The sequence below is a fragment of the Bradyrhizobium tunisiense genome, from assembly GCF_042263385.1.
Lineage (GTDB): Bacteria > Pseudomonadota > Alphaproteobacteria > Rhizobiales > Xanthobacteraceae > Bradyrhizobium > Bradyrhizobium tunisiense.
Genome location: NZ_JBHLEV010000001.1, coordinates 455,841 through 480,189 on the forward strand (window position 1 = coordinate 455,841; position 24,349 = coordinate 480,189).

Consider the following 24,349-nt stretch of genomic DNA (forward strand, 5'->3'; position numbering starts at 1 on the left):
GGCGGTCTTTGCTTGCGGATGGGCCATCACATCTTACTGCCGGCTCTTCCTCACCGCCACGTCTTCTTCTTTTTCCAGCGCCGCTCGCCCCGCGCGCCAGCTTCCTTGGCGCCAAGGTAGAACTCCTGGATGTCCTGGGAATGCATCAAGCGGTCGCAGCTGTCGTTCATCACGATGCGGCCGATCTCCAGCACATAGCCGTAATGCGCGGTCTCCAGCGCCACCTTGGCGTTCTGCTCGACCAGCAGGATTGACATGCCCTGCTCCTCGTTGACCCGGCGGATGATGGTAAAGATCTCCTTCACCAGCAGCGGCGACAGGCCGAGCGAGGGCTCGTCGAGCAGAAGCAGCGTCGGCCGGTTCATCAGGGCACGCCCGATCGCCAGCATCTGCTGCTCGCCGCCGGAGAGCTGGCCGGCCGGCTGGTTGATGCGCTCCTTCAGCCGCGGGAAATAGCCGTAAACCCGCTCCAGATCCTCCGCGACGCCGTCGCGGTCCTTGCGCGGATAGGCCCCCATCATCAGGTTCTCGCGCACGGACAGGAACGGAAACACCTCGCGCCCCTCCGGCACGTGACTGAGGCCGAGCCGCACGATCCTGTCGGCTTCCATGCGCTGGATCGGCTTGCCCATGAATTCGATCGAGCCCTTCTGGGGATCGAGAATGCCCGAGATTGTCTTCAGGACCGTGGTCTTGCCGGCGCCGTTGGCCCCCAGCAGCGTGACGATGCGGCCGCGCGGCACCTCCAGCGAGATGCCGCGGATCGCCATGATCGGCCCGTAGTAGCTCTCGATATTGGAGAGCTTCAGGATTGTCTCGGGTGTCACCGCAGCATCCATACATCAGGCTCCCAGATAGGCGGCGACGACATCGGGATGCTGCTGAACCTCTGCGGGCGATCCCATCGCCAGCACCCTTCCGTAGTTCAGCGCGATGACGCGGTCGGAGACGCGGTTGACCAGCGACATGTCGTGCTCGACCATCAGCACGGTGATGCCGAGCTCGTTCTTCAAGTCGCGGATCCAGAACGACATGTCGTCGGTCTCCTCAACATTGAGGCCGGACGACGGCTCGTCGAGCAGGATCAGCTTCGGCTCCGAGCACAGTGCGCGCGCCAGCTCGATCACCTTGCGCACGCCGTACGGCAGGCCGGAGATCAACTTGTCGCGATAGGGCTCGAGATCGAGGAGTTCGATGACCTGCTCGACCCGGCGGCGGTGCACCTTTTCGTTGGCCCGCACGCTCGGCAGGAACAGGAATTCCTGCCAGAGCTGCGTGGTCGAATGCCGATGGCGGCCGACCAGGAGGTTGGCGAGCACGGTCGCATTCTCGAACAGCTCGATGTTCTGGAAGGTCCGGGCGATGCCGAGCTTCGCGATGTCGTAGGGTGGCTCCTCCGTGATGTCCTGGTCCTCGAAGAAGATGCGGCCAGAGGTCGGCCGGTAGATCCGCGAGATCAGGTTGAAGATCGAGCTCTTGCCGGCGCCGTTCGGCCCGATGATCGACAGGATCTCGCCCTTCTCGACCGCAAAGGACACCGCATCGACGGCCTTGAGGCCCCCGAAATGCAGCGACAGATTCTCGGCGCGAAAATAGCTCATCGGTTCCGCTCCGACTTCACGTAGATCTTCTGCCGCTTGAAGGTGGCGCGCTTGTAGAGCGGGAACAGCTGGAAGAAGAGCTTGATCTTGAGCCAGCGGCCGTAGAGCCCGAGCGGCTCGAACAACACGAAAAGCACGATGATGATGCCGTAGATCGCGCCCTTCAGGCCGTTGAGCGAGGCGAAGGCCGCGACGCTCGACTGGATGTTGGCCGCGGTCGCCGCGCCCGCGCCGAACGCGGCGGCGATGCCGGCGATGATGCCGGGCATGTCGTCCTTCAGGTAGGTCAGGAACGGATCGATCATCACGATGAAGATCGCGCCCAGCACCGCGCCGTGCAGGCTGAAGGTGCCGCCGATCAGGATCACGATGATGAACTCGATCGAGAGCTGGAGCGTGAACATCTCCGGCGAGATGAAGGAGAGCTTGTGGGCGAACAGCACGCCGGCAAAGCCGGTGATTGCCGCCGAGATCGCAAAGGACTTCACCTTGTAGAGCGCGACGTTGACGCCCATGCTGCGCGCCGCCGTCTCGGAGTCGCGGATCGCAACGAAGGCCCGGCCTGTCGGCGAGCGCAGCAGATTGAGCGTACCGACGATGGTCAGCACCAGCACGGCGAGGCAGAGGAAATAGAAGGCCGGGCTGTCGCGCGGCACCGCGACGCCGAGCAGCGACAGCGTCTTGACCCGCATGCCCTCATTGCCGTGAGTGACGCTCTCCCAGCGCGCCAGAATCTCCTCGACGATCAGGGCAAAGGAGATGGTGGCGATGACGAGATAGATGCCGGTCAGGCGCAGCGCCGGAAAGCCGACCATCGCTCCGATCAGGCCGGCCAACGCGCCGGCGGCGAGGAAGTAGACCGGGAACGGAACATTGTATTTCTGGAGATATGCGGCAGTGTAAGCGCCGATCGCGAGGAACGCGGCGTGGCCGAGCGAGGCCTGGCCGGTAAAGCCGGTCAGGATCAGCAGCGCGACGCCGACGGTCGCATAGATGCAGACGAAGACGAGCTGGCTCATTAGATAGCTGGAGAGCACAAAGGGTGCGATCAGCAGCAGCGTGAGCAGGATGCCGTAGGTGACGATGTAGCCCGAATGCGGGAACAGCTTGATGTCGTCTTCATAGTCGGTCTTGAACAGGAAGCGCATGGCGTTCAGACCTTCTTGCGGACGTGATGGCCGAACAGACCTTCCGGCTTCAGGAGCAGCACCGCGAGCAGCACGAGGTACGGCGCGACGTCCTTCCAGCCCTCGGGCAGGTAGAAGCCCGCCATGCTCTCGATCACGCCGATCAGGACGCCGCCGACCACCGCCCCCGGGATCGAGCCGAAGCCGCCGAGGACCGCGGCGGGAAACGCCTTCAGGCCGAGCACGAGGCCAACATTGGAGTGGATGAAGGTGATCGGCGCCAGCAGCACGCCGGCGCAGGTCGCGACCGCCGCGCTGATCGCCCAGACGATCGACACCACGCGCTTGACCGGGATGCCCATGTAGTAGGCAGCGAGCATGTTCTCGGAACTGGCGCGCATCGCAGTGCCGAGCGTGGTCTTGTTGAAGAAGAGATAGAGCAGCGTGCACAGGATCATCGTCGCCGCGATCACCGACAGCTTGTCGTAGGCGAGCACCAGCGATCCGATCCGCAGCACGCCCTGGCTGAACGGTGTCTCGATCTTCAGATCATCGGTGCCCCATATCATGCCGGCGATCGAGCGCAGGAAATAGCCGAGGCCGATGGTCGCCATGATGATCGAGAACTGGGGATAGCCGAGGATCGGCCGTACCACCACGCGCTCCGCCACCATGCCGAACAGCGCCATTGCGGCCACCGCACCGGCAAAGCCGAGCCAGTAGTTCAGGCCCATCATGCCGATGAAGGTGAAGGCGAAGAAGCCGCCGAGCATCATCAGATCGCCCTGGGCGAAATTGACGACCTCGGTGGCCTTGTAGACGAGCACGAAGCCGAGCGCGATCAGGCCGTAAACGCAGCCGAGCGCAACACCGCTGACCAGCTGCTGAACGAAATCCAGCATTGACGCGCGTCCTCCCGATACAACGGGCGGTTCTTCTCGACCGCCCTGCCGCATCTTGTGTCCAGTCGCTACGCAGTCGTTTCGCCGCGTCAGCGCCATTTGTCCGGAACCAATTCAGCCTGAACCGTCCTGCGCTGTCAACAAACGGTGACTTGCCGGGGTGACTTGCCTTTAGTCCAATCCGGAGCACGGAATTTGCGGCAGCGCGATTCACGGTGCCGAAACATCTTCGAGTCATGGTCGCGGGCGATGCAGAACCGCATGGTATGGCCGTCATGAAGCCGGATAGCTCGGCGCTGGAAGTGCTGGGGTTAACGAAGCGTTTTGACCGTCTGGCGGTCGACGGCCTCGATCTCACCATCCACGCCGGCGAATTCTATGCGCTGGTGGGGCCCAACGGCGCCGGCAAGACCACGACGCTGCGCATGGTTGCGGGCCTGCTGCGCCCCGATGCCGGCTCGGTCTCGATCTTCGGCGTCGATGCGCTCCAGGACCCCGTCGCGGCCAAGCAGGTGATGGCGTGGGTCTCCGACGAGCCGATGATCTACGACAAGCTGACCCCGCTCGAATATCTCGAATTCGTCGCCGGCCTCTGGGGCATCGCACCATCGGCCTCGGAGCCGGTCGCGCAGGAACTCCTCACCTCGCTCGGCCTCGCGCCGCACCGGCACGAGCGCTGCGAGGGCTTTTCCAAGGGCATGCGCCAAAAGGTGGCGCTGGCCGGCGCGCTGGTCCACGATCCCCGCCTCATCATCCTCGACGAGCCGCTGACGGGGCTCGATGCCGTCTCTGCCCGCCACGTGAAGGGTCTTCTCGGCGAGCGCGTCCGCGCCGGCTGCACCGTGATCATGACCACGCATATTCTCGAGGTGGCCGAGCGGATGGCCGACCGCATCGGCGTGATCGCCTCGGGCCGCCTCGTCGCCCAGGGCACGCTGACCGAGCTGCGCCAGCAGAACGGCCACGCCGACACCAGCCTGGAGGATCTCTTCATCGCGCTGGTGACGCTTCCGGAAGCCGCATGAGCTCGGCAACCGCGCTCTCTTGGTTTGCCCGCCACGAGCTGCGGCTCGCCTGGCGCGAATGGCTCGCCATGATGACCAGCGGACGACGCAAGCGGACGCGCGCCGCCATCATCGGCCTGATCTGCTTCGCCGCGCTGCTGCACCTGCCGGCCTGGGCGGTGATCGGCCGCTTCGCCGATCTGCAATTGCCGCTCGACAAGGCCTCGCTGATCGTGATCTCGGCGACGATTTTTCTCGCCTGGACCTTGATGCTGTCGCAGGCGATCGAATCCGTGACACGGGTGTTCTACGCCCGCGCCGATCTCGACCTGATCATGTCCTCGCCGGCGAGGCTGGCCAATCTGTTCTCGGTCCGCATCGCCGCGATCGCGCTGACCGTCACCGCGATGGCGCTGCTGTTCTCGACGCCCTTCATCGACGTGCTCGTGATCGGCGGCGGGGCACGCTGGCTCGCGACATTCGGGGTGGTCGTCGCCATGGGCCTGTCGGCCGCGGCGATCGCGATCGCCGTCACCATCCTGCTGTTCCGTCTGATCGGCCCGGCGCGGACGCGCCTCATTGCCCAGATCCTCGCCGCGGTCATCGGCGCCGGATTCGTGATCGCGCTCCAGGTCGCCGCGATCATGTCCTACGGCACGCTGTCGCGCATCACCATCCTGACCTCGGGCAGCCTGGCCGCTCATGCCCCCGATGTCGACAGCATCTGGTGGTGGCCGGCGCGGGCCGTGATGGGCGACAGCGAAGCGCTGCTGCTGCTCCTCGCGCTCGCTTTGGTGCTGCTCGGAAGCGTCATGGCGATCTTCTCGCACCGCTTTGCCGACACGGCGATCGATGCCGCAGCCTACGGCACCTCCGGCAGCAAGCGCACCAGGGAGCGTCCGTTCCGCCGCGGGTCGCGGCAACAGGCGCTGCGGCGCAAGGAATTCTCGCTGCTCTGGCGGGATCCCTGGCTGATCTCGCAGACATTGATGCAACTGCTCTATCTGGTGCCGCCGGCGCTGCTGCTTTGGCGCAACTTTGCCGACAGCTCAGCGGCGCTGACGCTGATCACGCCCGTCATCGTGATGGCGGCCGGACAGCTTGCCGGCGGGCTCGCCTGGCTGACGATCTCGGGCGAGGACGCCCCCGACCTGGTCGCGACCGCGCCGCTGACACCGTCGAGCGTCACCCGCGCCAAAATCGAGGTGGTACTGATCGCCATCGCCGTCATCTTCTGCCCACTGGTCGCGGCACTCGCTTTCGCCTCGCCCTACCAGGCCGCGATCAGTGCCGGCGCGATCATCGTCAGTGCGGCTTCGGCAACCGCGATCCAGCTCTGGTTCCGGGTGCAGGCACGGCGCAGCCAATTCCGCCGTCGCCAGACCTCGTCGCGGCTCGCGACCTTCGCCGAAGCCTTCTCCTCGATCGGCTGGGCCGCGACCGCCGCGCTGCTGCTTGCGCTCCCCATCGCGGGCCTCATCAGCGGCCTGATCACCGCGAGCCTCGTTGCGATCACCTGGAAGCTCCGCCCAAGACGCGAGCAATAGGTGCGACACTGACGCGCTGTTGATCCCAGCCCATTGGCGAGGCGCTGCATTGCACGTTAGACTTCGCCGTGAAGTCATCGGGGACGGATACATGCGGCGACTGGTTTCGGCGGCTCTGGCTCTGTTCGGTGCATTCCTCACCCCTGCTCTCGCCCAGCAACCGCAGCGCAGCGAGTGCCTGGCGATGGCCAATGCCGCGCCGCGGGCCATACCGGTCGCGTTCCGGCAGGCCGCCGGCTCCGCCGAGGTCGAGATCACTTACGCCGGCCATTCGACCTACTACATCGACACGCCCGCCGGCTTGCGTATCGCCACCGACTATAGCGGCGCCTATCAGGTCGGCCGGCTGCCCGACGTCGTCACCATGAACCGCGCCCACAGCACGCACTACACCTTGTTCCCGGACAGGCGTATTCCCCATGTGCTGCATGGCTGGAGCGAGGACGGCAAGCCCGCGATCGTGTCGACCCGCGTCGGAGACACCATCATCCGCAACGTCACGACCGACATCCGCCGCTATTTCGGTGATGATGCCGGCGCCGACATGATCCGCGACGGCAATTCGATCTTCATCTTCGAGGTCGCCGGCCTCTGCATCGGCCATCTCGGCCATCTCCACCACAAGCTCGACGACAGCCATTTCGCCCAGATCGGACGGCTCGACATCGTGATGGTGCCGATCGACGGCACCTATACCATGTCGCTAGGAGGCATCTCCGAGATCACCAAGCGCCTGCGCTCCTCCGTGGTGCTGCCGATGCACCGCTTCGCCACGCCGCTCGACGATTTCATGCGCCGGATCGGCCAGGACTTCGAGATCGACCGCCGTACCGAACGCTCGTTCCGGATGTCGCGGGATGGACTGCCGTCGAAGCCGACGGTGATCATCCTCGACGGGGTCTGAGGCGCAATTTTCTCCAAGTCGTCTGCGGCCGGTCGTGCTGGTCTCCTCGCAACAGGAGATCGACATGACCGACTTTGCAAGATTGTTGCACGCGGACGGACCAAACCTCGAGCATGAGGCGGCGCTCCAACTTTACGGCCGCTTCGTCGGGGACTGGGATGCCGAGATCACCGCTTACGGCTCCGATGGAACGAGGCATACCGCGCCAGGCGAGATCCATTTCGGCTGGGTGCTGCAGGGCCGCGCCGTGCAGGACGTCTGGATCATCCCCCGGCTTGCAGGCGCGCCGGAATTTCCGATCGCCGGCAATTGGTACGGCACGACGTTTCGAGTATATGACCCGACCATCGCGGGATGGCGGATTTCCTGGTTCGACCCCGGCCGGAGCTTGTTCCGCCAGCAGATCGGCCGTCCGCGCGGCGATGACATCGTGCAGGAAGGCACGACCGAGGCGGGCGAATTGACGCGCTGGAGCTTCACCGAGATCACCGGCGATTCCTTCCATTGGCTTGGCGAGGTCAAGCCTGCCGCGGCTGCGGACTGGCGGCTCACGGTGGCTGTGAGAGCGAGGCGGCGCAAGGGCTGACGACGACCCGGCTGTGCTCACGACGATAGGCGCGGTTGCATAGCGCGCGCTGCTGCGCGTCGAGATGAAGTGCTAGGCTCCCGCCACAAGAACAAGGAGGGAGCGAATGCCGATGGCTGCAAGCGGAGTGCCCGCCAACACGAGCGGGCTGTTCGTCGAGCCGCGCGAGGACTGGCTCGCGCTGCACCAGGAGGAGATCATCGATCCGGCGCGGCCGATCGTCGATCCCCATCACCATCTCTGGAATCGCGGGCACCGTTATCTGATCGAGGAGATGGCCGCGGACATCGCGAGCGGCCACAACGTCATCGCCACGGTCTATGTCGACTGCCGCTCGATGTACCGCGCGCATGGGCCGGAGGCGTTCCGGCCGGTCGGCGAGGTCGAGTTCGCCAACGGCGTCGCCGCGATGAGCGCGAGCGGCGCTTACGGCAAAGCGGCGATCTGTGCCGGCATCGTCAGCCACGCCAATCTGTTGCTCGGCGACGCCGCCAAGGGGGTGCTGGAAGCCGAGATCGCGGCCGGCAACGGCCGCTTCCGCGGCATCAGGCATTCCTCGGCCTGGGACCAGGACCCCGTCGTCGCCGGCATGTACGCCAACAGGCAGAAAGGCCTGTTGCAGGACCCAGCCTTCCGCCGAGGCTTTGCTTGCCTCGCGCCGCTGAACCTTAGCTTCGATGCCTGGCTGTTCCACCCGCAGATCGGCGAACTGACTGAACTGGCCCGCGCCTTCCCCGATACCAGGATCGTGCTTGACCATTGCGGCGGCCCCGCCGGTATCGGCCGCTTTGCAGGACGGCGCGAGGAGGTGTTTCCGCAATGGCGCGCCTCGATCCGGGAAATCGCAAAATGCGAGAACGTGGTGGTGAAGCTCGGCGGGCTCGCCATGTGCCTGCTCGGCTACGACTTCCATCTGCGCGAGAGGCCGCCGTCATCCGAGGAGCTTGCCGCGGCCTGGCGACCCTATATCGAAACCTGCATCGAGGCGTTCGGACCCAAGCGCGCGATGTTCGAAAGCAATTTCCCGCCGGACAAGGGCCAGTGCAGCTACCAGGTGATCTTCAACGCCTTCAAGCACATCGCATCGCCCCTGAGCGAGGCCGAGAAGACAGCGCTGTTCTCGCAGACCGCGATCGACGTCTATCGGCTTGAATTGCCGTCATGACGAGAAGAGGGGCCGGGATGTAATCCCGACCCCTCTTCCGTCGTAGCCGCTGGGAAGCGTCCTTGAAACCTGATTGCGAACTCTAGCCGGCACCCATCAGCGAGGCCGGACGGCGCTCGCCGCCGAAAGCGAAAATCTTCTTGAGCTTGTTGACGACGCGGATCAGGAAACCGATCATCACGGGATTGGTCTTGCGGCAGAAGGCGATCTTCTTGACGTGGCCTTCGACATGCCATTTGGCATGCGCGCCGTCGCGGAAGAAGATGACATCGCCGGGGCCATAGCGCTTCGGCGGCATGCCGTCGCTTTCGAGCACGATCGAACCTTCCATGATCATGATCGTCTCGTCGATATCGTAGTACCAGTTGAAACGTCCTTCGGTGCACTGCCAGATGATGGTCTGGGCCGTGCCGTCGGCGCTGGTCGACAGGACGCGTGAGCGCGATACCGGATTACCCTCGATGACCCAGGACGGCTCGATCGGCCGCAGCTCGAGATCCACATTGCAACTACCGACTTCAATCAATGCGCGCGACATTTGCTTCCTCGGAAATGATATTTGCGGCCGATCCGGGCCGGGATTGTTTCGAAAGATATTGGGACGCTAGTCATCCGTTTTTAATTCTTTCTTACATCGACTTCGAGAATCAGCCGGATGCGAAACGTGCTCACGGTTAACGTCGCAATTCCCTTGCAAATCCGCGGACATGCCCCGGTCGTCTTCCCGGGTGCGACAAAATGCGCGAAGGCACGGACGATGCCTATGCCTCGACGCTCGAGCCTCTGCTAGTCGCTCCGGTCGCGCGCTCAACGCTGCCCGGATGAGGACGGGACCTCTTCAAGGAACGGCGCAACAACTATGGCCGGAGAATCGACCACAGAGAATATGTCGCGCGGCGCTCACGTCTCCCAGAAGAAAGGTACGCGCGCTACTTCGCCCACTCGCCCTTGCGGAATACCGGCACCTTGCTGCCATCGGGCAAAATGCCGTCGATATCCGTCTCGGCCGAACCGATCATCCAGTCGATATGGATCAGGCTCTGGTTGCCGCCTTGCGCCGCGATCTGCTGCGGGGTGAGCTGCGCGCCGTTGACGAAGCATTTCGAATAGCACTGGCCGAGCGCGATGTGAGACGCCGCATTCTCGTCGAACAGCGTGTTGTAGAACAACAACCCGCTTTGCGAGATCGGCGATGAATGCGGCACCAGAGCCACTTCGCCGAGACGGCGTGCGCCCTCGTCGGTGTCGAGCACCTTGTTCAGCACTTCCGCGCCGCGCGAGGCCTTCGCATCCACGATCTTGCCGTCCTCGAAGCGCACGGCGATGTTGTCGATCAGCGTGCCCTGGTAGGACAGCGGCTTCGAGCTCACGACATGGCCGTAGACCCGGCGGCAATGCGGCGTGGTGAACACCTCTTCGGTCGGGATGTTGGCGTTGCAGCTGATGCCGTTCTTGGACAGCGAGGCGCCGCCCTCCCATTCGTGGCCGTCGGCAAGGCCGATGGTCAGGTCGGTCCCCGGCCCCGAATACTGCAGTGCGCGGAAACGCTGGCCATTCAGCCAGTTGGTACGCTCGCGCAGCACCGCATTGTGGCTCGCCCAATTGCCCATCGCGTCCTCGCGGTCGACGCGCGAGGCCGCGAAGATCGCATCGGCGAGCTTGCCGATCGCGACGTCCTCGGGGTCATTGGGAAACACCTGCCTGGCCCAGGACGGGCTTGGATAGGCGATGATGTTCCAGTTGGTGTCGAAATTGACGATCTTTTCCAGTGCGGGCTGATAGGCCATCGAATTGGCCTTGCTGGCGCGCGCCACTTTCGACGGATCCTCGCCGGACAACAGCATCGGATTGTCGCCGACGATTGCGAGCCGCGCGGTGTTGTCCGAGAACGCCTTGGCCATGCCCTCGTACAGCCAGCCGGCGGCACGATCGAAACTGCTGTCGTGGCCATGGCGGTAGCGCGCCAGCGTCATCTCCTCGTCCGACAGGATCGGCGTCACAATGCCGGCGCCGGCCTTGTAAGCATGCACCGCGATCCGCCGCACCAGCGGCAGCGCGATCGCAGGCGCGGTCAAAAGAAGATCCTGCCCCGGCCGCAAGCCCAGGCCCACCTTCACCGCCACCTCGGCCAGCCGGTCGAGTTTGGCGGGATCGATGGTGGTAGCGGAATTGCGGTGATCAGTCATGCGAGTCCCTCTGCCGAAAATCTCTCGTTCAATCTAAGTCTAGCATCGTGGGGCGCAAGTACGCGAGCACCTTGCGACGTCGAGAAGATACGCAGTTTCGCGCATTTTGGTTTTCAACGCGTTGCCGATTTCAGCACCCGGTCAACCATGGCAGGCGCAAGCCCGAGGTAATTTTTCGGTGAGGTGAGCGCCTCGATTGTGGCGCGATCGATGCGGCTCGTGATCCGCGTGTCCCCTGACAGCGCATCGGCCAGGCTCATTCCCTCGTCGTTGGCCCGACGGCAGGCGTCATAGACCACGTCATGTGCCTCTTGCCGGCCGAGTTGCGGCGCGAGCCCCATCATGACCGCTTCGGCCACGATCAGGCCACGGCTGATGGCGAGATTGTCGTTCATCTTCGCCTCATCGACGATGAGACCTGCGAGCGCAAACTTCGCCTGGTGCAGCGCGCCGGCGGTCAGCACGAAGCTCTCGGGGATCGCCATCCATTCGGCGTGCCAGGGACCCGTGGCGCGCTCGAAATCCTGCACCATGGCATCGAGCATCAGGCCGGCGTGCTGGCGTACCGCCTTGGAGGCCGCCAGCATCAGTTCCGACGAGATCGGGTTGCGCTTCTGCGGCATGGTCGAGGAGGCGCCGCGTCCCTTGACGAAAGGCTCGTAGACTTCGGCGAACTCGGTCGAGGCCATGATCATGATGTCGAGCGCGATCTTGCCGAGCGAGCCGGTGACGAGCGCGAGGAAGTTCACGGCCTCGGCAAAGCCGTCGCGCGCGACGTGCCAGGTCGAGGCGGGAACGCCGAGCTTCAGCTCGGCGCAGAGCGCCTCCTGCACCTCGAAGCCCTTGTCGCCCAGCGAGGCCAGCGTGCCCGCGGCACCGGCGAACTGGCCGACCAGGACGCGCGGCTTCAGCTGCGCCAGCCGCTCGGCATGGCGATCGAACATGGCGAGCCAGATTGCAGTCTTGTAGCCGAAGGTCACCGGCAGCGCCTGCTGGAGATGGGTGCGGCCCGCCATCGGCGTGTCGCGATGGCGTTTCGAGAGGCTCGCCAGGACGCGGCGAAGCTCGTCGATGTCGCGCGCGACGATCTCCAGCGCGGCGCGGAGCTGCAGCACCACGGCGGTATCCATGATGTCCTGCGTGGTCGCGCCCCAATGCACGTAGCGGCCGGCCTCGCCGCATTGTTTCACCATCTGGTGCACCAGCGGGAGGATCGGATAGCCGACGATGTCGGTCTCCTGCCGCAACAGCTCGAAATCGAGCGCGGCAACGTCAGTCCGCGCAGCGATCTGATCGGCAGCCTGCTGCGGGATCACGCCACATTTCGCCTCCGCCTTGGCCAGCGCCACCTCGACCTCGGCATAGCGCGCCACCAGCGCAAGATCGGAGAACACCTCCCGCATCTCCGGCGTGCCGAAGGCGTCGCGGAACAGCATGGAATCGAGCACGGTGGTGGAAGCGGCAAAGGCGGGCATGGGCGTTTCTTCGTGGTTGATGTTGGTGTGCGCGACAGCTTACGCAGTCGGCGCAGCTCGGCAAAGGACATTCGCCGATCACCACATCTGCCGCGCGACGGCATTATGACGACACCTCACGCTCTCACATGGGATGCAACGCGTCTCGTGGTGAGCCCGGAAGGACGAGCGGCCGCGCTGGAGCCGAGCCGTCCATCCTTCGAGGCCTCCGCCCAGCGGCGCAATTGCGCCGCAAGGCTCCGGGCGCCTCAGGATGACGGAGCTGGATGAGCGAACATGATCCCATTGGCAATCGGCCCGCAACATTCTGGCCGCGATTATATTCGCGCCCCGAAAACGACATGACAGCCATCTTTCGATGGCGGTGAACCAATCATGACCTTCGGCAGACTCACAGTTTTCAACCCAATTTTTCACTTTTTGTCATTCTGCCTGTCCGATTTCGTAACGAAGCCTGAGTTTTCGACGTGCAGTTTCTGTTCAGGGACCATCTTCTCGATACCGACCTGCGCGAGCTGAGCCGCGAGCAGGTTCCCGTTGCCGTGGAGCCGCAGGTTTTCGATCTCGTCGTCCACCTCATGCAGAACCGCGACCGGGTGGTCAGCAAGGACGAATTGATCGACAAGATCTGGCACGGCCGCAGCGTCTCCGAATCCACCCTGACCAGCCGGATCAACGCCGCGCGCAAGGCGATCGGCGACAGTGGCGCGAGTCAGGCGCTGATCCGCACCATCGCCCGCAAGGGTTTTCGTTTCGTCGGCGACGTCGAGGCCAAGGGGGGCGAGCTCGCCCCGGAGCACGGCCGCACCGCATGGGCGTCGCGGGCGGCACTCGCGCTTCCCGAGCGGCCCGCGATCGCCGTGCTGCCCTTCACCAACATGAGCGGCGAGGCCGAGCAGGATTATTTTTCCGACGGCATCAGCGAAGATATCATTACCGCGCTGTCGAAGCTGCGCTGGTTCTTCGTTGTCGCGCGGAACTCCTCCTTCGTCTACAAGGGTCGCGCCGTGCACATCCGCGAGGTGGCGCGCGAGCTCGGGGTACGCTACGTGGTCGAAGGCAGCGTGCGGCGGAGCGGCGATCGCGTGCGCATCTCGGCCCAGCTCAACGACGTCTCGACCGGCAGCCATCTCTGGGCCGAGCGCTATGATCGTGAGCTCGCCGACATCTTCGCCGTGCAGGACGAAATCACCGAGGCGATCGTCGCCGCGATCGAGCCTCAGCTCTATGCCGCCGAAAACTTTCGCGCCCAGCAGAAGCCGCCGGGCAGCCTGGACGCCTGGGACCTCGTGATGCGCGCCTTGTCGCATCATTGGCGCAGCACGCGCGAGGACAATGCCGCCGCGCAAGAGCTGCTCGAAAAAGCCATCGCGATCGATCCGGCCTATGGCAAGGCGCTGGGCCTGCTCGCGACGAGCCATATCTTCGGTGCGCATATGGGCTGGGCCGACATGGCCGCGACGGTGCCGATCGCCGAACGCGCGGCGCTCGCGGCGGTGGAGGCCGATCGCGAGGATGCCTTTGCCCATCACGGCCTCGCCTACACCTATCTGTTCCGCCGCCGCTTCGACGACGCGCTGGCGGAGTTCGAACTGGCGCTGCAGCTCAATCCGAATTTTGCAATGGCGCACGCATTCTATGGCGTGACGCTTTGTTATGCCGGACGATGGCAGGATGGCGATGCTGCTGCGCGCCGCGCGCTGCGGCTCAGCCCGCGCGACCCGCTCGCGGCGATCTATTGCGGGATTGCGGCCTATGCCCGGTTCGTCGGCCGCGACTACGGGGGGGCCGTGCAGATGGCGCGGGAGTCGCTGCGGCAACGCGGCGATTTCGTCGGGGCGCATCGCGTGCTGACCGCCGCCGCCGGGATGTCAGGCGATACGGCGCTCGCGGCTTCCGCGCTCGATGGCCTGCGCCGCGCGCAACCCGCGGTCTCGCTCGCCTGGATCACGCGCGAGCTGCCGATGCTGCGGGACGAGGATCGTGCGCATTATCTCGAGGGATTGCGGCGCGCGGGACTGAAATGACGGCGGCGCGATCGTGACGGCGCACCTTCCACCATTGCGGCCGCGATCCCGGGCCAGCCGCTAATCGTCGTCGGGCCCGAACAGCCTGATCTGCGGGAAGCTGCTGCGCGGCCGGCCGGCGTAATCGCGCGCCTCGGAATCTTCGCGGACGTTGCGGGCAACGTCGTCCCAATCGGGACGGCCGCGCTGCTCGCGGGAATCGTAGTAGCGGCGCTCGGCCCAGCGGTCACGGCGCTCCATCCGGCGCCGCTCGGACGCCGCACGCTTCACTTCCGACTCCCTGGCCTTGGCATAGGCATTCTCGGGTGAGGACGTCGGATCGGCCGAGGCCTGCTGCTCGGTGGATTTAGCGGCCTTCGAGGAGGAGCCGATTGCTGGCTTGGCCTGTTCCTTCGGCGGCTCGACGGCGGCCGCTTGTGAAGGCGGCGGTGCCGGCGGCTCGGCGTTCGCCTGAGCAGGCTGCGTGTCAGGCTTTGCGGCTTCAGGCTTGGTGGTCTCAGGCTTGGTGGTCTCAGGCTTGGCTTCGGCTTGCGCCGGCGCGGCCATGATCGTGCCGAAGGCTTGCGAACCGGTGAGGTAATTGACGCGTTCCGAAGCTGCGTTTGCCGAAGGCGCGTTTGTCGCCGCCGTCGCGCCGGCGGATTCGGCACGCTGCGCCATCTTGCTGGTGTCCGGGCCCCGTTTGGACGTGACCGGATTCATGATGTTGCCGGCAACGATGCCGCCGCCGAGGCCGATAGCAATCGCTGCAACAATGGTTCCGGCACCGACGAAATAGGCGGTCGAGGCGCGCATTGATCCACTCCCTCTTTGGGGCGAGCAACGCACGTTGATTGCCAGATGTTCCTGATGCGAGAGCGGTTCCGAAAGGAACCCGCGTCAGATCTGCTGCGCGACCTTTTCAAGCCCGATGAGGCGGGCCAGCTTACGCACTTCTTCCTTCTGATCGTCACGCAGCTGGAACAGCAGGGGCATTGCTGCCGACTTCAACTGCTGGACCTCATCGCAATTCGGATCGATCTGCGCGCTAGGTGGCGCGTGCGGATTGGAGAGCCTGTTGGCCGAGATCTTGCGGACGACGTTTCTCAGCGCGGTCTCGACCGAAGGCCAGTAATATTCCTGCGACGAGGACAGCTTCAGACGATCCCTGATCCCCGCGATCTGTGCGTCGGAGAGCAGCGAATAGTTTTTCTGCGGCTGCGGCTTCGCCACAACCTTCGGCTTGGCCGGGACTTCGACGGCGGGAACCTCCGCTGCGGCGGGCGCCTCATGCGCGCTTGGTTTCGGCATCGGAAAGTCCGACGGCGTGGCGGCAGCGAAGGCCTGGCGCAACGGCTCGGTCAGCACGGGAGCCTGGGCAAGCCTGTCGGCGGGCACCTGGACCGGCTCATACGCGGCCGAAGCCAGCGCCAGCGTCGGAACCAGACGGTCGGCCTTGGCGGCGCGGTTGGCTGCGAGCGGCTTCGGCGGAGGGGTCTGCGAGATCATCTCTTCGCTGACGCTGGGTACGCTGTCGCGGCCAAGGATGGCGGTGGTGGCGGCGCCCAGAACGAGGAAACAGGTCAGCACAACGATGGTGATGGCTTTGGACAAACGTCTCTCCGGGAACGGACGCTTCACGAGTTTGTTAACGTTGCCCGGGAAAAGGGCACGAATTAAGGCTTGAGTGTGCCATCGTTGCGACAATCAGTATGTTTGCCGCGACATAGCCCCGTAAAAATCCTGGTAAATCAAGCAGCTACGGCCAGCTCGTAGGCGTCCTGGATGTCGGCGACGATCTCCGAGGCCTCCCAGACCGCGCGCGGCTCGACCGATTGCAGCGCCACTGTCCAGTTACCGCCCCGGCGGGTGCGGGGGACGCTGACGATGTCGAAACGGACGTTGCGGCACAGCGGGTGGCGGGCCAGGGCATGAGCGACGCGAACGCGGATTTCGTCCAGCGAAGCCGCCGTCTTGGTGTTGAGATAATCGAAGTCCATCGCCTGTCCCTCTCGGTCCTGATTGGCGGCCGTGAGGGATTCTTGGCGGGCGTTGGTTAATCTGCCGTTAAGCGTGGCGTTTCGAGCGCGCCCTGGATTAACCGTGATCGGACGAGCGCCCCTGACTTTCCGCATTCTTACGGGGAGAGACGTGCCCTCGCCTCACGATATTCGACCCCCGTCCGCGCAACGAGCTCGTCGACAGGGAGCACGTCGGTGACACCAGAGGTGGAGTGCCCGCCGCTCCAGATGTCACGCCAGCGCTTCGGCCGGTTTTCGCGCGCGGCCAGATCGATATCCTCGGCGATGTCGATCGCGCCGCGCGCCGGCAGATCGTCGGGATCAAGCCCGGCGGCCACGATCGACGGCCTCAGCATACTGGTCTGCAGGCCGGTAAAGGCGGTAGTGAGCAGGACGTCGTCGGCGCTGCTCTCGACCAGCATCCGCTTGTGCCGGTCGTCCGCCATGCTCTCGCGCGTCGCGATGAACTTCGTGCCCATATAGGCGAGATCGCAGCCGAGCACTTCGGCCGCGTGCAGCGAATGGCCGTCGCTGATGCCGCCCGCGAGCACGATGACGCCGTCGTAGAATGCACGGACCGCGCGGACGAAGGCGAACGGGTTGAGCCAGCCGGTCTGGCCGCCGGCGCCCGCGGTGAGCAGCACCAGCCCGTCGGCACCTGCTTCCGCCGCGCGTTCGGCATGGCGGATGGAAGCGACATCGGCCAGCACAAGCGCACCGGCATCGTGCAGCGGCTTCAACACGGGCGCGGGCGAGCCGACCGACGTGATGACGACCTCGGGTCTGTGCCGCAGCAGCACGGCGAGATCCTGCTCCAGCCGCGCATTGGAGCGGTGCACGATCAGGTTCGGACAGAGCGGCGCCGCCTTGCGGCCGGTCTGGTCTTCGTGCTGGCGCAGCCGCGTCTCGATCGCGGAGAGCCATGCATCGAGCTGGTCCGTGCTGCGGCAATTCACGGTCGGGAAGCTGCCGATGACCCCGTTGCGGCAGGCCGCGACCATGAGCTCGACGCCCGACACCAGGAACATCGGCGCAGCGATCAAGGGCAGAGCGAGACGATCGCGAAAGCGTTGCAGTCGATCGGATGCCACCCAATTCTCCTTGTCACTCTTGCCTCGCAGCACGGGCTTTGTCGTTTCATCCCGCGGTCCCTGTGCTAGCGTCATCAGCAACATTGGCACGCCAGAAGCCGGTGACAAGCAACGAGGAAACATATGTCCGATCCGCTCCACGCATCGTCCCCGACTTGCGCGCAGACGCTACGGGCGCTGTCGCGCTATCCCGGCCGCACCGCTTTCGCATGGCCCGGGGGATCGCTGAGCTATCAAGGCACCATCGATTTGATCGGACGCATCCAGGGCGTGTTCATGCGGCTTGGATTGCAGGCGGGCGCGCGCGTCGCCTTCCTCACCGCGAACCGTGCCGATACCTGGTGCGCCGGCGTCGCCGCGCAATTGTCGCGGCTCTGCATCACCTGGCTGCATCCGCTGGGATCGCTGGAGGACCAGCTGTTCCAGCTCGAGGATTCCGAGGCGGAGATGCTGGTGGTCGATGCAGCCGCCTTCCGCGACCGCGGCGGCGAGCTCGCTGCGAAAGCGAGCCTGCTCAAGGCGGTCTTCACCATGGGGCCGGCCGGCTACGGCGTCGATCTGCTGGCGGCCATCGAGAGCGCGGGACACGCCAGCGCGCAGTGTCTTGCCAGCCTCGACGATCTCTCCACGCTGAACTACACCGGCGGCACCACCGGCAAGTCCAAGGGCGCGTTGCGCTATCACCGCGAGAATGCCGGGGCCGCCGCTGCGATCCTCGCCGACTTCGAGATCCCCGACGCGGCACGCTACCTCACCGTCGCCCCGATCAGTCATGTCGCCGGCACGAAAGTGCTGCCGACCCTCATGCGCGGCGGCACCGTGCACATGCTGAGGGGATTCGATCCCGAGGCCGTGCTGGCCACGATCGCGCGCGAGCGCATCGACTTCACGCTGTTCGTGCCGACCATGATCTACGTGCTGCTCGACCATCCTGCGCTTGACAAGACCGATCTGTCCTCGCTCGATCTGGTGCTCTACGGAGCGTCCGCGATGTCGCCGAGCCGGCTCGTCGAGGGCATCGAACGCATCGGACCGGTGTTCTCGCAGCTTTACGGCCAGACCGAATGCTATCCGGTCTCGGTGCTGCGCAAGGCGGACCACGATCCCAGGACGCCCGAGCTGTTCCTGTCCTGCGGCTTCCCGATCGCGGCCTGCGAGGTCAGGATCCTCGACGATAACGATCAGGAAGTGAAGACGGGCGAGGCCGGTGAGATCTGCGTGCGCGCCCCGCATGTCATGGCCGAATACTGGAAGCGGCCCGACATCACCGCCGAGACGCTGAAGAACGGCTGGGTCCACACCGGCGACATCGCGCGCAAGGACGAGCGCGGCTACATGTTCATCCTCGACCGCAAGAAGGACATGATCGTGTCCGGCGGCTTCAACATCTTCCCGCGCGAAGTCGAGGACGTGCTGTCGCAACATGCCGATGTCGCCATGGTCGCGGTCGTCGGCATCCCCGACGAGAAATGGGGCGAAGCCGTCACCGCCATCGTCGTGCCGCGCGAGGGCGCACGGCCCGATCCGGACGAACTGATCAACCTGGTCAAGACACGAAAGGGCTCGGCACATGCGCCCAAGCAGATCCAGTTCGTCAACCAGCTCCCGATGACCGGCGTCGGCAAGGTCGACAAGAAGGTGCTGCGTGCGGGCTTCTGGAGCGGAAGGGACCGGATGGTGGGGTAAAACCCCCGGGATTCTACGGTGTCGTTGTGGCGCCGACACCACAGCGCGCGACGGAGTGCCTGGCGGCGATGCCCCCGCAATTGCCTGCGAATCGGGGAATCACCTAGACCGCTGACGGGGCTGGGAAGCGGAGAGTAGGATGAGAGTCGCTTCCCTGGAAAGTGCAGTCGCCGCGATCGCGTTGATCACGGCTATCATCGTGGTGCTGTGGGAGATCAAGATCTTCTACGGAATCTGAACAGGCAGGATGCCTCTGAACACGACCAAGCATCCCTTCCGCGGCGGCGGAAGCCTGCCGTTCAATCGGACCAAAGAGCAATCGCGGCGCTCGCCGTCACGCTCACCGCTTCTCGATCACGAGGCTCTGCACCGCGCGGCCGAAATAGCCCTGGCGGTCGGCGAGGCGCGACATTGCGAGTCCGGCGCCGTCAGCGCCGATCCAGGACTCACCGTCGAGCAGGATCCACTCGCCGACCGGCTGGCGCGAAAAACTCACGGTGAGATCGGCGTTGATGTAGGTCCAGGCGCGGAAGTCGAGCATCGACGCGGTGCCGTTGGAAAAGTCGGCGGCGACCACTGCGCGCATCGCCTGCGAGATCGCCTCGCCCTCGATCAGCGGATTGTCGACGCGAAACCAGATCGCGCCGGCGCCGGCCTGACCGAAGCGGCCGCGCGCGGCGCGCATCGAGACCAATCGCACGAACGGGCTGGTGACGGCGGCACTCTCCTCGACCAGCGAATCCTCGGGCGAAGGTAATGTGACCGGCAGCTCCTTGACGCCATCGGGCAGCGTCAGCGCCTGGCGCCTGATCTTGAGCACGGTGGCGCCGACCACCTGCACGCCGTCGGCGAGCAGCTTGATCTGGCAGAGCTGAATCTTGCGGCCCTCGCGCAAGACTTCGGTCGCGATCGTGAGCGGCCCGACCGGCACCGGGCGCATGAGATCGATCGTGACGCGCGCGATGTCCATCGCAACAGGCGTCGGAATGCGCTCGGCCGCCCATGTCACCAGCGAAGCGGGCGCCGAGCCGTGCTGCATGCGCGGGTCCCAGGGGCCGGCGGCATCCGGACTGCTGACGACATTGTTGCCGTCGACGCGGTAGACGGGGGGCATATCTGTTCGATACCTCGGCTGGCGTTCCCCGGACGCAGCGCAGCAGCGTTACACGCTGCCGCGCGTCCGGGACACGAGAACTACAACGGCGGATCGATGGCTTCGTCGTATTCCTTCTTGAAACGCGCGATCAGTTCGGCGGCAGGTACGATGCCGTCGATGCTGCCGATGCCCTGGCCCGAGCCCCAGATCTCCTTCCAGGCCTTCGGCTTGGCGCGCTCGCCGGAGGCGTCGGTGCCGAAATTCATCTTGGAGGGATCGGAGGTCGGCAGATTCTCGGGATCCATGCCGGCAGCGAGGATCGAAGGTTTCAGGTAGTTGCCGTGCACGCCAGTGAAGAGGTTGGAATAGACGATGTCGTCGGCCGTCGCGCCCGCGATCATCTCCTTGTACTTCTCGACCGCATTGGCTTCCTTGGTCGCGATGAAAGCCGAGCCGATATAGGCGAAGTCGGCGCCGAGGATTCGTGCGGCGCGGATCGCCTTGCCGTTGCCGATCGCCCCTGACAGCGCGATCGGACCATCGAACCACTTGCGGGTTTCGGCGACGAAGGCCAGCGGTGAGATCGTGCCGGCATGGCCACCGGCGCCGGCCGCGACCAGGATCAGACCGTCAGCGCCCTTCTCGATCGCCTTGTGCGCGAATTTCTGGTTGATCACGTCGTGGAAGACGATGCCGCCCCAGCCGTGCACGGCCTGGTTCAGCTCCTCGCGGGCGCCGAGCGAGGAGATGATCATCGGCACCTTGTACTTGGCGCAGAGCTGCATGTCGTGGTCGAGCCGGTTGTTCGACTTGTGCACGATCTGGTTGACCGCGAACGGCGCCGACGGCTTGTCGGGATGGGCGCGGTCATAGGCCGCGAGTTCTTCGGTGATGCGCGCGAGCCATTCGTCGAGCAGCTCCGGCGGCCGGGCATTCAGCGACGGAAACGAGCCGACCACCCCCGCCTTGCACTGCGCGATCACGAGATCGGGCACCGAGATGATGAAGAGCGGCGAGCCGATCACGGGGATCGACAGGCGTCCCTTGAACAGGGCAGGCATGGACATAGCGAAACGATCCTCTGTTGGCCGGTCAATGGAAGGTTGGGCAACATACCAACAAGGCAATCTTTCCACTGTCAAGTATTGCGTTTTGGCGCCGTAGGCGGCACCAGCGATACTATTCCAAGGTGCGGAATTCTCTCCTCGTCATTCCGGGGCGACGCATCAGCGTCGAACGCGGAATCCATCGGGCATCAGTATGCGTGGCGAAATGGATTCCGGGGTTGCGCTGCGCGCGCCCCGGATGACGGCGCCCCCTACCCAATCAAATCCGGATTGATCAGCCGCTCGAACGAGAACATCTCGTCCCACTTCTCCTGCGTCAGCAGCTTGCGTTCGACCACGACGATCTGGTGCAGCGACTTGCCGCTCTTGTAGCCCTCGCGGGCGATCTCGGCGCATTGCTTGTAGCCGAGCAGCGGCTTCAGCACCGTGACGATGCCGAGGGAATTGAGCACCATGTTGCGGGTGTGCTCCTCGTTGGCGGTGATGCCGACGATGCAGTTTTCGCGCAGGCTGTTGACGGCGCGCTCCATGGTGCGGATCGAGAAGAACAGCGCGAACGAGATCACCGGCTCCATCACGTTGAGCTGGAGCTGGCCGGCCGAGGCCGCGAGCGTCACCGTGGTGTCGAGCCCGATGACGAGGAAGCTGGTCTGGTTGACGACCTCGGGGATGACGGGATTGACCTTGCCGGGCATGATGGAGGAGCCGGGCTGAAGCTGCGGCAAGTTGATCTCGTTGAAGCCGGCGCGCGGGCCGGAGGCAAGCAGGCGGATGTCGTTGCAGATCTTCGTCAGCTTGCTCGCGGTGCGCTTCAGGACGCCGGAGAGCTGCACATAGGCGCCGGTGTCGGACGTCGCCTCGACAAGGTCGCCGGCGAGGATGAAATCGACGCCGGTCAGGGCACTGAGATGCCGGACCGCGAGCTTGGGATAGCCGACGGCCGCGGTCACGGAGGTGCCGATCGCGGTGGCACCGAGATTGATTTCGCGCAGTAATGCTCGCGCTTCCGAGATGCGATCGACTTCCTCGCCGATGGTGGTGCCCCAGCCCCGGAATTCCGCGCCGAGCGACATCGGCACCGCGTCCTGAAGATGCGTGCGTCCCATCTTCAGCACGCGGTCGAACTCGCGGCCCTTGGCGAAGAAGGCTTCCTGGAGCTGGCGCAGCGCCGTCATGTAGCTCTCGAGCCGCAGGATCAGCGCCAGGCGAAAGGCCGTCGGATAGGTATCGTTGGTGGACTGGCCATAATTGACGTGATCGTTGGGGCTGACGTGCTGGTAGTCGCCCTTGCCGAAGCCGAGCGATTCCAGCGCGAGGTTCGCGATCACCTCGTTGGCGTTCATGTTGGTCGACGTACCGGCGCCGCCCTGGATGAAGTCGGTGACGAACTGATCCATCATGTCGCCGGCGATGACCCGCTCGCAGCCCAGGATGATCGCGTCCGCGACCCTGGCGTCGATCGCGCCGAGATCGCGATTGGCCATGGCGGCGGCCTTCTTGACGTAACCGAGCGCCTTCACGAAGTAAGGCTCCTGGTTCATCGGAATGCCGGTGATGTGGAAGTTCTCCTTACCCCGGATGGTCTGAACGCCGTAATAGATGTCGTCGGCGATCTCACGCTGTCCGAGGAAATCCTGCTCCGTACGGCTCATGGGCGCTCCTTGCTGCATGCGCGCGAGGCCTTCACGTCAGTTCTGGCACAGCGCGCTGGTCACGAAAGTATCGGTGCGGCAGTCGTCGGGCTTGCGTTGCCGGCCCGGGATCAGGACCTTGGCCGAGCATTTCTCGGCGGAGTCGGCATTCAGGCTCTTGCCTTCCTTGTAGCCCTTGCTCTGGCAGAGCTGGTCGGCGGCCTGCTTGCAGTCGGGCGCGCCGTTCGACGAAGCTGGACAGGCGACGCGACCCGAGACCATGGTCGACGGCTTGGCGAGCCGCGACAGGTCGTCCATGGTTTCACTGGGGCTTTTGATCGGCGGCAGGATCGAGGGCAGCTTGTCGAACAGCTTGCCCATTTCATTGATCAGGCCGGGATTTTCCTCGCGCGCCGGCGGCGCCGATGGAGCGGGTGTCGACGGCTGAGGCGCGGCTTGTTGCCCCTGCTCCTGCAAACCGAGCGCCGGCGGAGCGGATTGCGCCCACCCGGTCCCGTCGGCGCCGAGCAGCACCAGCAGCACTGCTGAAATCAGCGTCCCGAGCCGCAAGGCCGGATTGCCGGATCGAACCATCATGACGGCAACCGTAGCCGAAGCCGGCGCGGCGGCAAAGCCGCTCGCCTCTAGATCAGCTTGATGGCGACGACGAAGCCGAGCACCAGCACGATGGCGCCGACCGCCACCACGAGACCGAGATGCTTCTCGATCTTCACGCGGATCCAGTCGCCATAGCGGTTGAGCAGGATCGCGACGACGAAGAAGCGTCCGCCGCGCGCAACGATCGAGCACAGGATGAACAGGATGATGTTGTAGCCGGCAAAGCCCGAGGTGATGGTGACGAGCTTGTAGGGGATCGGCGTCAGCCCCTTGAGCAGGATGATGACTGCCCCCCATTCCGCATAGGAGGCGCGGAAAGCCTCGACCTTGCCGCCGAGGCCGTAGACGTCAATCAGCCATTGGCCGACCGAGTCGAACAGCAGCGCGCCGATGGCATAGCCGACGATGCCACCCAGCACCGAGGTCACGGTGCAGACCGCGGCATAGAGCCAGGCGCGCTGCGGACGCGCCAGTGACATCGGAATCAGCATCACATCCGGCGGCACCGGAAAGAAGGAGCTTTCGGCGAAAGACACAATGCCCATGATCCAGAGTGCGTAGGGCTTGTGGGCGGCGTCGATGCACCAATCGTAAATACGTTTCAGCATGGCGCCGCGATGAAGCACCATGGGATGG

23 protein-coding genes are annotated in these 24,349 nt (G+C 64.8%); 7 read left to right on the forward strand and 16 right to left on the reverse strand.

All coding sequences use genetic code 11. The features are described 5' to 3' along the window. Window positions 1-50 precede the first annotated feature (50 nt). From ACFDR6_RS02115 to ACFDR6_RS02130, 4 genes are read right to left on the reverse strand one after another with little or no spacing between them, the layout of a single operon-like run. On the reverse strand, window positions 51-839 hold the full coding sequence (locus ACFDR6_RS02115; RefSeq protein ID WP_212087609.1) for an ABC transporter ATP-binding protein: 789 nt from the start codon (window positions 837-839) through the stop codon (window positions 51-53). A 3-nt stretch (window positions 840-842) separates the two neighbouring features. Further along, the gene (locus tag ACFDR6_RS02120; RefSeq protein ID WP_212087607.1) at window positions 843-1,601 is read right to left on the reverse strand and encodes an ABC transporter ATP-binding protein; all 759 of its coding nucleotides are present in this window, start codon (window positions 1,599-1,601) and stop codon (window positions 843-845) included. Further along, the gene (locus tag ACFDR6_RS02125; RefSeq protein WP_212087605.1) at window positions 1,598-2,749 is read right to left on the reverse strand and encodes a branched-chain amino acid ABC transporter permease; all 1,152 of its coding nucleotides are present in this window, start codon (window positions 2,747-2,749) and stop codon (window positions 1,598-1,600) included. Before ACFDR6_RS02125 ends, ACFDR6_RS02120 begins: the two co-directional genes overlap by 4 nt. A gap of 5 nt (window positions 2,750-2,754) precedes the next feature. Further along, on the reverse strand, window positions 2,755-3,630 hold the full coding sequence (locus ACFDR6_RS02130; RefSeq protein WP_212087603.1) for a branched-chain amino acid ABC transporter permease: 876 nt from the start codon (window positions 3,628-3,630) through the stop codon (window positions 2,755-2,757). Between the two features lie 275 nt (window positions 3,631-3,905). Between ACFDR6_RS02130 and ACFDR6_RS02135 the strand changes: the two genes are divergently transcribed. The 5 genes from ACFDR6_RS02135 (at window position 3,906) to ACFDR6_RS02155 (ending at window position 8,836) form a co-directional block, all read left to right on the forward strand. After that, window positions 3,906-4,655, forward strand: a complete 750-nt coding sequence (locus ACFDR6_RS02135; protein ID WP_212089053.1) for an ABC transporter ATP-binding protein — start codon at window positions 3,906-3,908, stop codon at window positions 4,653-4,655. Next, window positions 4,652-6,181 carry a permease gene (locus tag ACFDR6_RS02140; RefSeq protein ID WP_375857201.1) on the forward strand — a complete coding sequence of 510 codons (1,530 nt, stop codon included), beginning with the start codon at window positions 4,652-4,654 and terminating at the stop codon, window positions 6,179-6,181. The genes ACFDR6_RS02135 and ACFDR6_RS02140 overlap by 4 nt, the downstream gene beginning before the upstream one ends. Before the next feature lie 91 nt (window positions 6,182-6,272). Continuing rightward, window positions 6,273-7,085, forward strand: a complete 813-nt coding sequence (locus tag ACFDR6_RS02145; RefSeq protein WP_375857202.1) for an MBL fold metallo-hydrolase — start codon at window positions 6,273-6,275, stop codon at window positions 7,083-7,085. Between the two features lie 64 nt (window positions 7,086-7,149). Then, the gene (locus tag ACFDR6_RS02150) at window positions 7,150-7,671 is read left to right on the forward strand and encodes a hypothetical protein (protein WP_375857203.1); all 522 of its coding nucleotides are present in this window, start codon (window positions 7,150-7,152) and stop codon (window positions 7,669-7,671) included. A gap of 112 nt (window positions 7,672-7,783) precedes the next feature. Then, window positions 7,784-8,836, forward strand: a complete 1,053-nt coding sequence (locus ACFDR6_RS02155; RefSeq protein ID WP_375857901.1) for an amidohydrolase family protein — start codon at window positions 7,784-7,786, stop codon at window positions 8,834-8,836. Between the two features lie 82 nt (window positions 8,837-8,918). On the opposite strand, the gene ACFDR6_RS02160 is transcribed toward ACFDR6_RS02155, so the two are convergent. The 3 genes from ACFDR6_RS02160 to pcaB all read right to left on the reverse strand — a co-directional run bounded on the left by ACFDR6_RS02160 (window position 8,919) and on the right by pcaB (window position 12,497). Then, window positions 8,919-9,374, reverse strand: a complete 456-nt coding sequence (locus ACFDR6_RS02160) for a cupin domain-containing protein (RefSeq protein ID WP_061850604.1) — start codon at window positions 9,372-9,374, stop codon at window positions 8,919-8,921. A 391-nt stretch (window positions 9,375-9,765) separates the two neighbouring features. Further along, the gene (locus ACFDR6_RS02165; RefSeq protein WP_375857204.1) at window positions 9,766-11,022 is read right to left on the reverse strand and encodes an aminopeptidase; all 1,257 of its coding nucleotides are present in this window, start codon (window positions 11,020-11,022) and stop codon (window positions 9,766-9,768) included. A gap of 113 nt (window positions 11,023-11,135) precedes the next feature. Then, the gene (gene pcaB / locus ACFDR6_RS02170) at window positions 11,136-12,497 is read right to left on the reverse strand and encodes a 3-carboxy-cis,cis-muconate cycloisomerase (RefSeq protein WP_212087598.1); all 1,362 of its coding nucleotides are present in this window, start codon (window positions 12,495-12,497) and stop codon (window positions 11,136-11,138) included. 467 nt (window positions 12,498-12,964) lie between these two features. Here pcaB and ACFDR6_RS02175 point away from each other — a divergent pair, with 467 nt between their 5' ends. Next, a complete protein-coding gene (locus ACFDR6_RS02175; protein ID WP_375857205.1) occupies window positions 12,965-14,524 on the forward strand; it encodes a winged helix-turn-helix domain-containing protein in 1,560 nt (519 codons plus the stop codon). A 60-nt stretch (window positions 14,525-14,584) separates the two neighbouring features. On the opposite strand, the gene ACFDR6_RS02180 is transcribed toward ACFDR6_RS02175, so the two are convergent. The 4 genes from ACFDR6_RS02180 to ACFDR6_RS02195 form a co-directional block, all read right to left on the reverse strand. Beyond that, window positions 14,585-15,319, reverse strand: a complete 735-nt coding sequence (locus ACFDR6_RS02180) for a hypothetical protein (protein WP_375857206.1) — start codon at window positions 15,317-15,319, stop codon at window positions 14,585-14,587. Between the two features lie 84 nt (window positions 15,320-15,403). Then, complete coding sequence (locus ACFDR6_RS02185) at window positions 15,404-16,117, reverse strand: hypothetical protein (protein ID WP_212087592.1); 714 nt, start codon at window positions 16,115-16,117, stop codon at window positions 15,404-15,406. 137 nt (window positions 16,118-16,254) lie between these two features. Beyond that, entirely contained in the window at window positions 16,255-16,503 is a 249-nt protein-coding gene (locus tag ACFDR6_RS02190) for a hypothetical protein (RefSeq protein ID WP_212087590.1), read from the reverse strand. A gap of 137 nt (window positions 16,504-16,640) precedes the next feature. After that, complete coding sequence (locus ACFDR6_RS02195) at window positions 16,641-17,615, reverse strand: NAD(P)H-dependent flavin oxidoreductase (protein ID WP_375857207.1); 975 nt, start codon at window positions 17,613-17,615, stop codon at window positions 16,641-16,643. A 123-nt stretch (window positions 17,616-17,738) separates the two neighbouring features. Here ACFDR6_RS02195 and ACFDR6_RS02200 point away from each other — a divergent pair, with 123 nt between their 5' ends. Next, window positions 17,739-19,301: an AMP-binding protein gene (locus ACFDR6_RS02200; RefSeq protein ID WP_375857208.1), complete on the forward strand. Its 1,563-nt coding sequence runs from the start codon at window positions 17,739-17,741 to the stop codon at window positions 19,299-19,301. A 340-nt stretch (window positions 19,302-19,641) separates the two neighbouring features. Here ACFDR6_RS02200 and ACFDR6_RS02205 read toward each other — a convergent pair whose 3' ends face one another. From ACFDR6_RS02205 to ACFDR6_RS02225, 5 genes are all read right to left on the reverse strand, one after another. Next, a complete protein-coding gene (locus tag ACFDR6_RS02205) occupies window positions 19,642-20,415 on the reverse strand; it encodes a thioesterase family protein (protein WP_375857209.1) in 774 nt (257 codons plus the stop codon). An 80-nt stretch (window positions 20,416-20,495) separates the two neighbouring features. Beyond that, window positions 20,496-21,464, reverse strand: a complete 969-nt coding sequence (locus tag ACFDR6_RS02210) for an NAD(P)H-dependent flavin oxidoreductase (protein ID WP_212087581.1) — start codon at window positions 21,462-21,464, stop codon at window positions 20,496-20,498. A 251-nt stretch (window positions 21,465-21,715) separates the two neighbouring features. Beyond that, complete coding sequence (locus ACFDR6_RS02215) at window positions 21,716-23,116, reverse strand: aspartate ammonia-lyase (protein WP_212087579.1); 1,401 nt, start codon at window positions 23,114-23,116, stop codon at window positions 21,716-21,718. Between the two features lie 36 nt (window positions 23,117-23,152). Beyond that, a complete protein-coding gene (locus ACFDR6_RS02220) occupies window positions 23,153-23,692 on the reverse strand; it encodes a hypothetical protein (protein ID WP_375857210.1) in 540 nt (179 codons plus the stop codon). Window positions 23,693-23,739: 47 nt separating this feature from the next. Further along, window positions 23,740-24,342, reverse strand: coding sequence for a YqaA family protein (locus ACFDR6_RS02225; RefSeq protein ID WP_212087574.1), 603 nt, complete (start codon window positions 24,340-24,342; stop codon window positions 23,740-23,742). Window positions 24,343-24,349 lie beyond the last annotated feature (7 nt).

Coding starts and splice junctions, on each gene's coding strand:
- ACFDR6_RS02115 (WP_212087609.1), bottom strand. CDS start 839: ATGGATGCTGCGGTGACACCCGAGACAATCCTGAAGCTCTCCAATATC.
- ACFDR6_RS02120 (WP_212087607.1), bottom strand. CDS start 1,601: ATGAGCTATTTTCGCGCCGAGAATCTGTCGCTGCATTTCGGGGGCCTC.
- ACFDR6_RS02125 (WP_212087605.1), bottom strand. CDS start 2,749: ATGCGCTTCCTGTTCAAGACCGACTATGAAGACGACATCAAGCTGTTC.
- ACFDR6_RS02130 (WP_212087603.1), bottom strand. CDS start 3,630: ATGCTGGATTTCGTTCAGCAGCTGGTCAGCGGTGTTGCGCTCGGCTGC.
- ACFDR6_RS02135 (WP_212089053.1), top strand. CDS start 3,906: ATGAAGCCGGATAGCTCGGCGCTGGAAGTGCTGGGGTTAACGAAGCGT.
- ACFDR6_RS02140 (WP_375857201.1), top strand. CDS start 4,652: ATGAGCTCGGCAACCGCGCTCTCTTGGTTTGCCCGCCACGAGCTGCGG.
- ACFDR6_RS02145 (WP_375857202.1), top strand. CDS start 6,273: ATGCGGCGACTGGTTTCGGCGGCTCTGGCTCTGTTCGGTGCATTCCTC.
- ACFDR6_RS02150 (WP_375857203.1), top strand. CDS start 7,150: ATGACCGACTTTGCAAGATTGTTGCACGCGGACGGACCAAACCTCGAG.
- ACFDR6_RS02155 (WP_375857901.1), top strand. CDS start 7,784: ATGGCTGCAAGCGGAGTGCCCGCCAACACGAGCGGGCTGTTCGTCGAG.
- ACFDR6_RS02160 (WP_061850604.1), bottom strand. CDS start 9,374: ATGTCGCGCGCATTGATTGAAGTCGGTAGTTGCAATGTGGATCTCGAG.
- ACFDR6_RS02165 (WP_375857204.1), bottom strand. CDS start 11,022: ATGACTGATCACCGCAATTCCGCTACCACCATCGATCCCGCCAAACTC.
- pcaB (WP_212087598.1), bottom strand. CDS start 12,497: ATGCCCGCCTTTGCCGCTTCCACCACCGTGCTCGATTCCATGCTGTTC.
- ACFDR6_RS02180 (WP_375857206.1), bottom strand. CDS start 15,319: ATGCGCGCCTCGACCGCCTATTTCGTCGGTGCCGGAACCATTGTTGCA.
- ACFDR6_RS02190 (WP_212087590.1), bottom strand. CDS start 16,503: ATGGACTTCGATTATCTCAACACCAAGACGGCGGCTTCGCTGGACGAA.
- ACFDR6_RS02200 (WP_375857208.1), top strand. CDS start 17,739: ATGTCCGATCCGCTCCACGCATCGTCCCCGACTTGCGCGCAGACGCTA.
- ACFDR6_RS02205 (WP_375857209.1), bottom strand. CDS start 20,415: ATGCCCCCCGTCTACCGCGTCGACGGCAACAATGTCGTCAGCAGTCCG.
- ACFDR6_RS02210 (WP_212087581.1), bottom strand. CDS start 21,464: ATGTCCATGCCTGCCCTGTTCAAGGGACGCCTGTCGATCCCCGTGATC.
- ACFDR6_RS02215 (WP_212087579.1), bottom strand. CDS start 23,116: ATGAGCCGTACGGAGCAGGATTTCCTCGGACAGCGTGAGATCGCCGAC.
- ACFDR6_RS02220 (WP_375857210.1), bottom strand. CDS start 23,692: ATGATGGTTCGATCCGGCAATCCGGCCTTGCGGCTCGGGACGCTGATT.
- ACFDR6_RS02225 (WP_212087574.1), bottom strand. CDS start 24,342: ATGGTGCTTCATCGCGGCGCCATGCTGAAACGTATTTACGATTGGTGC.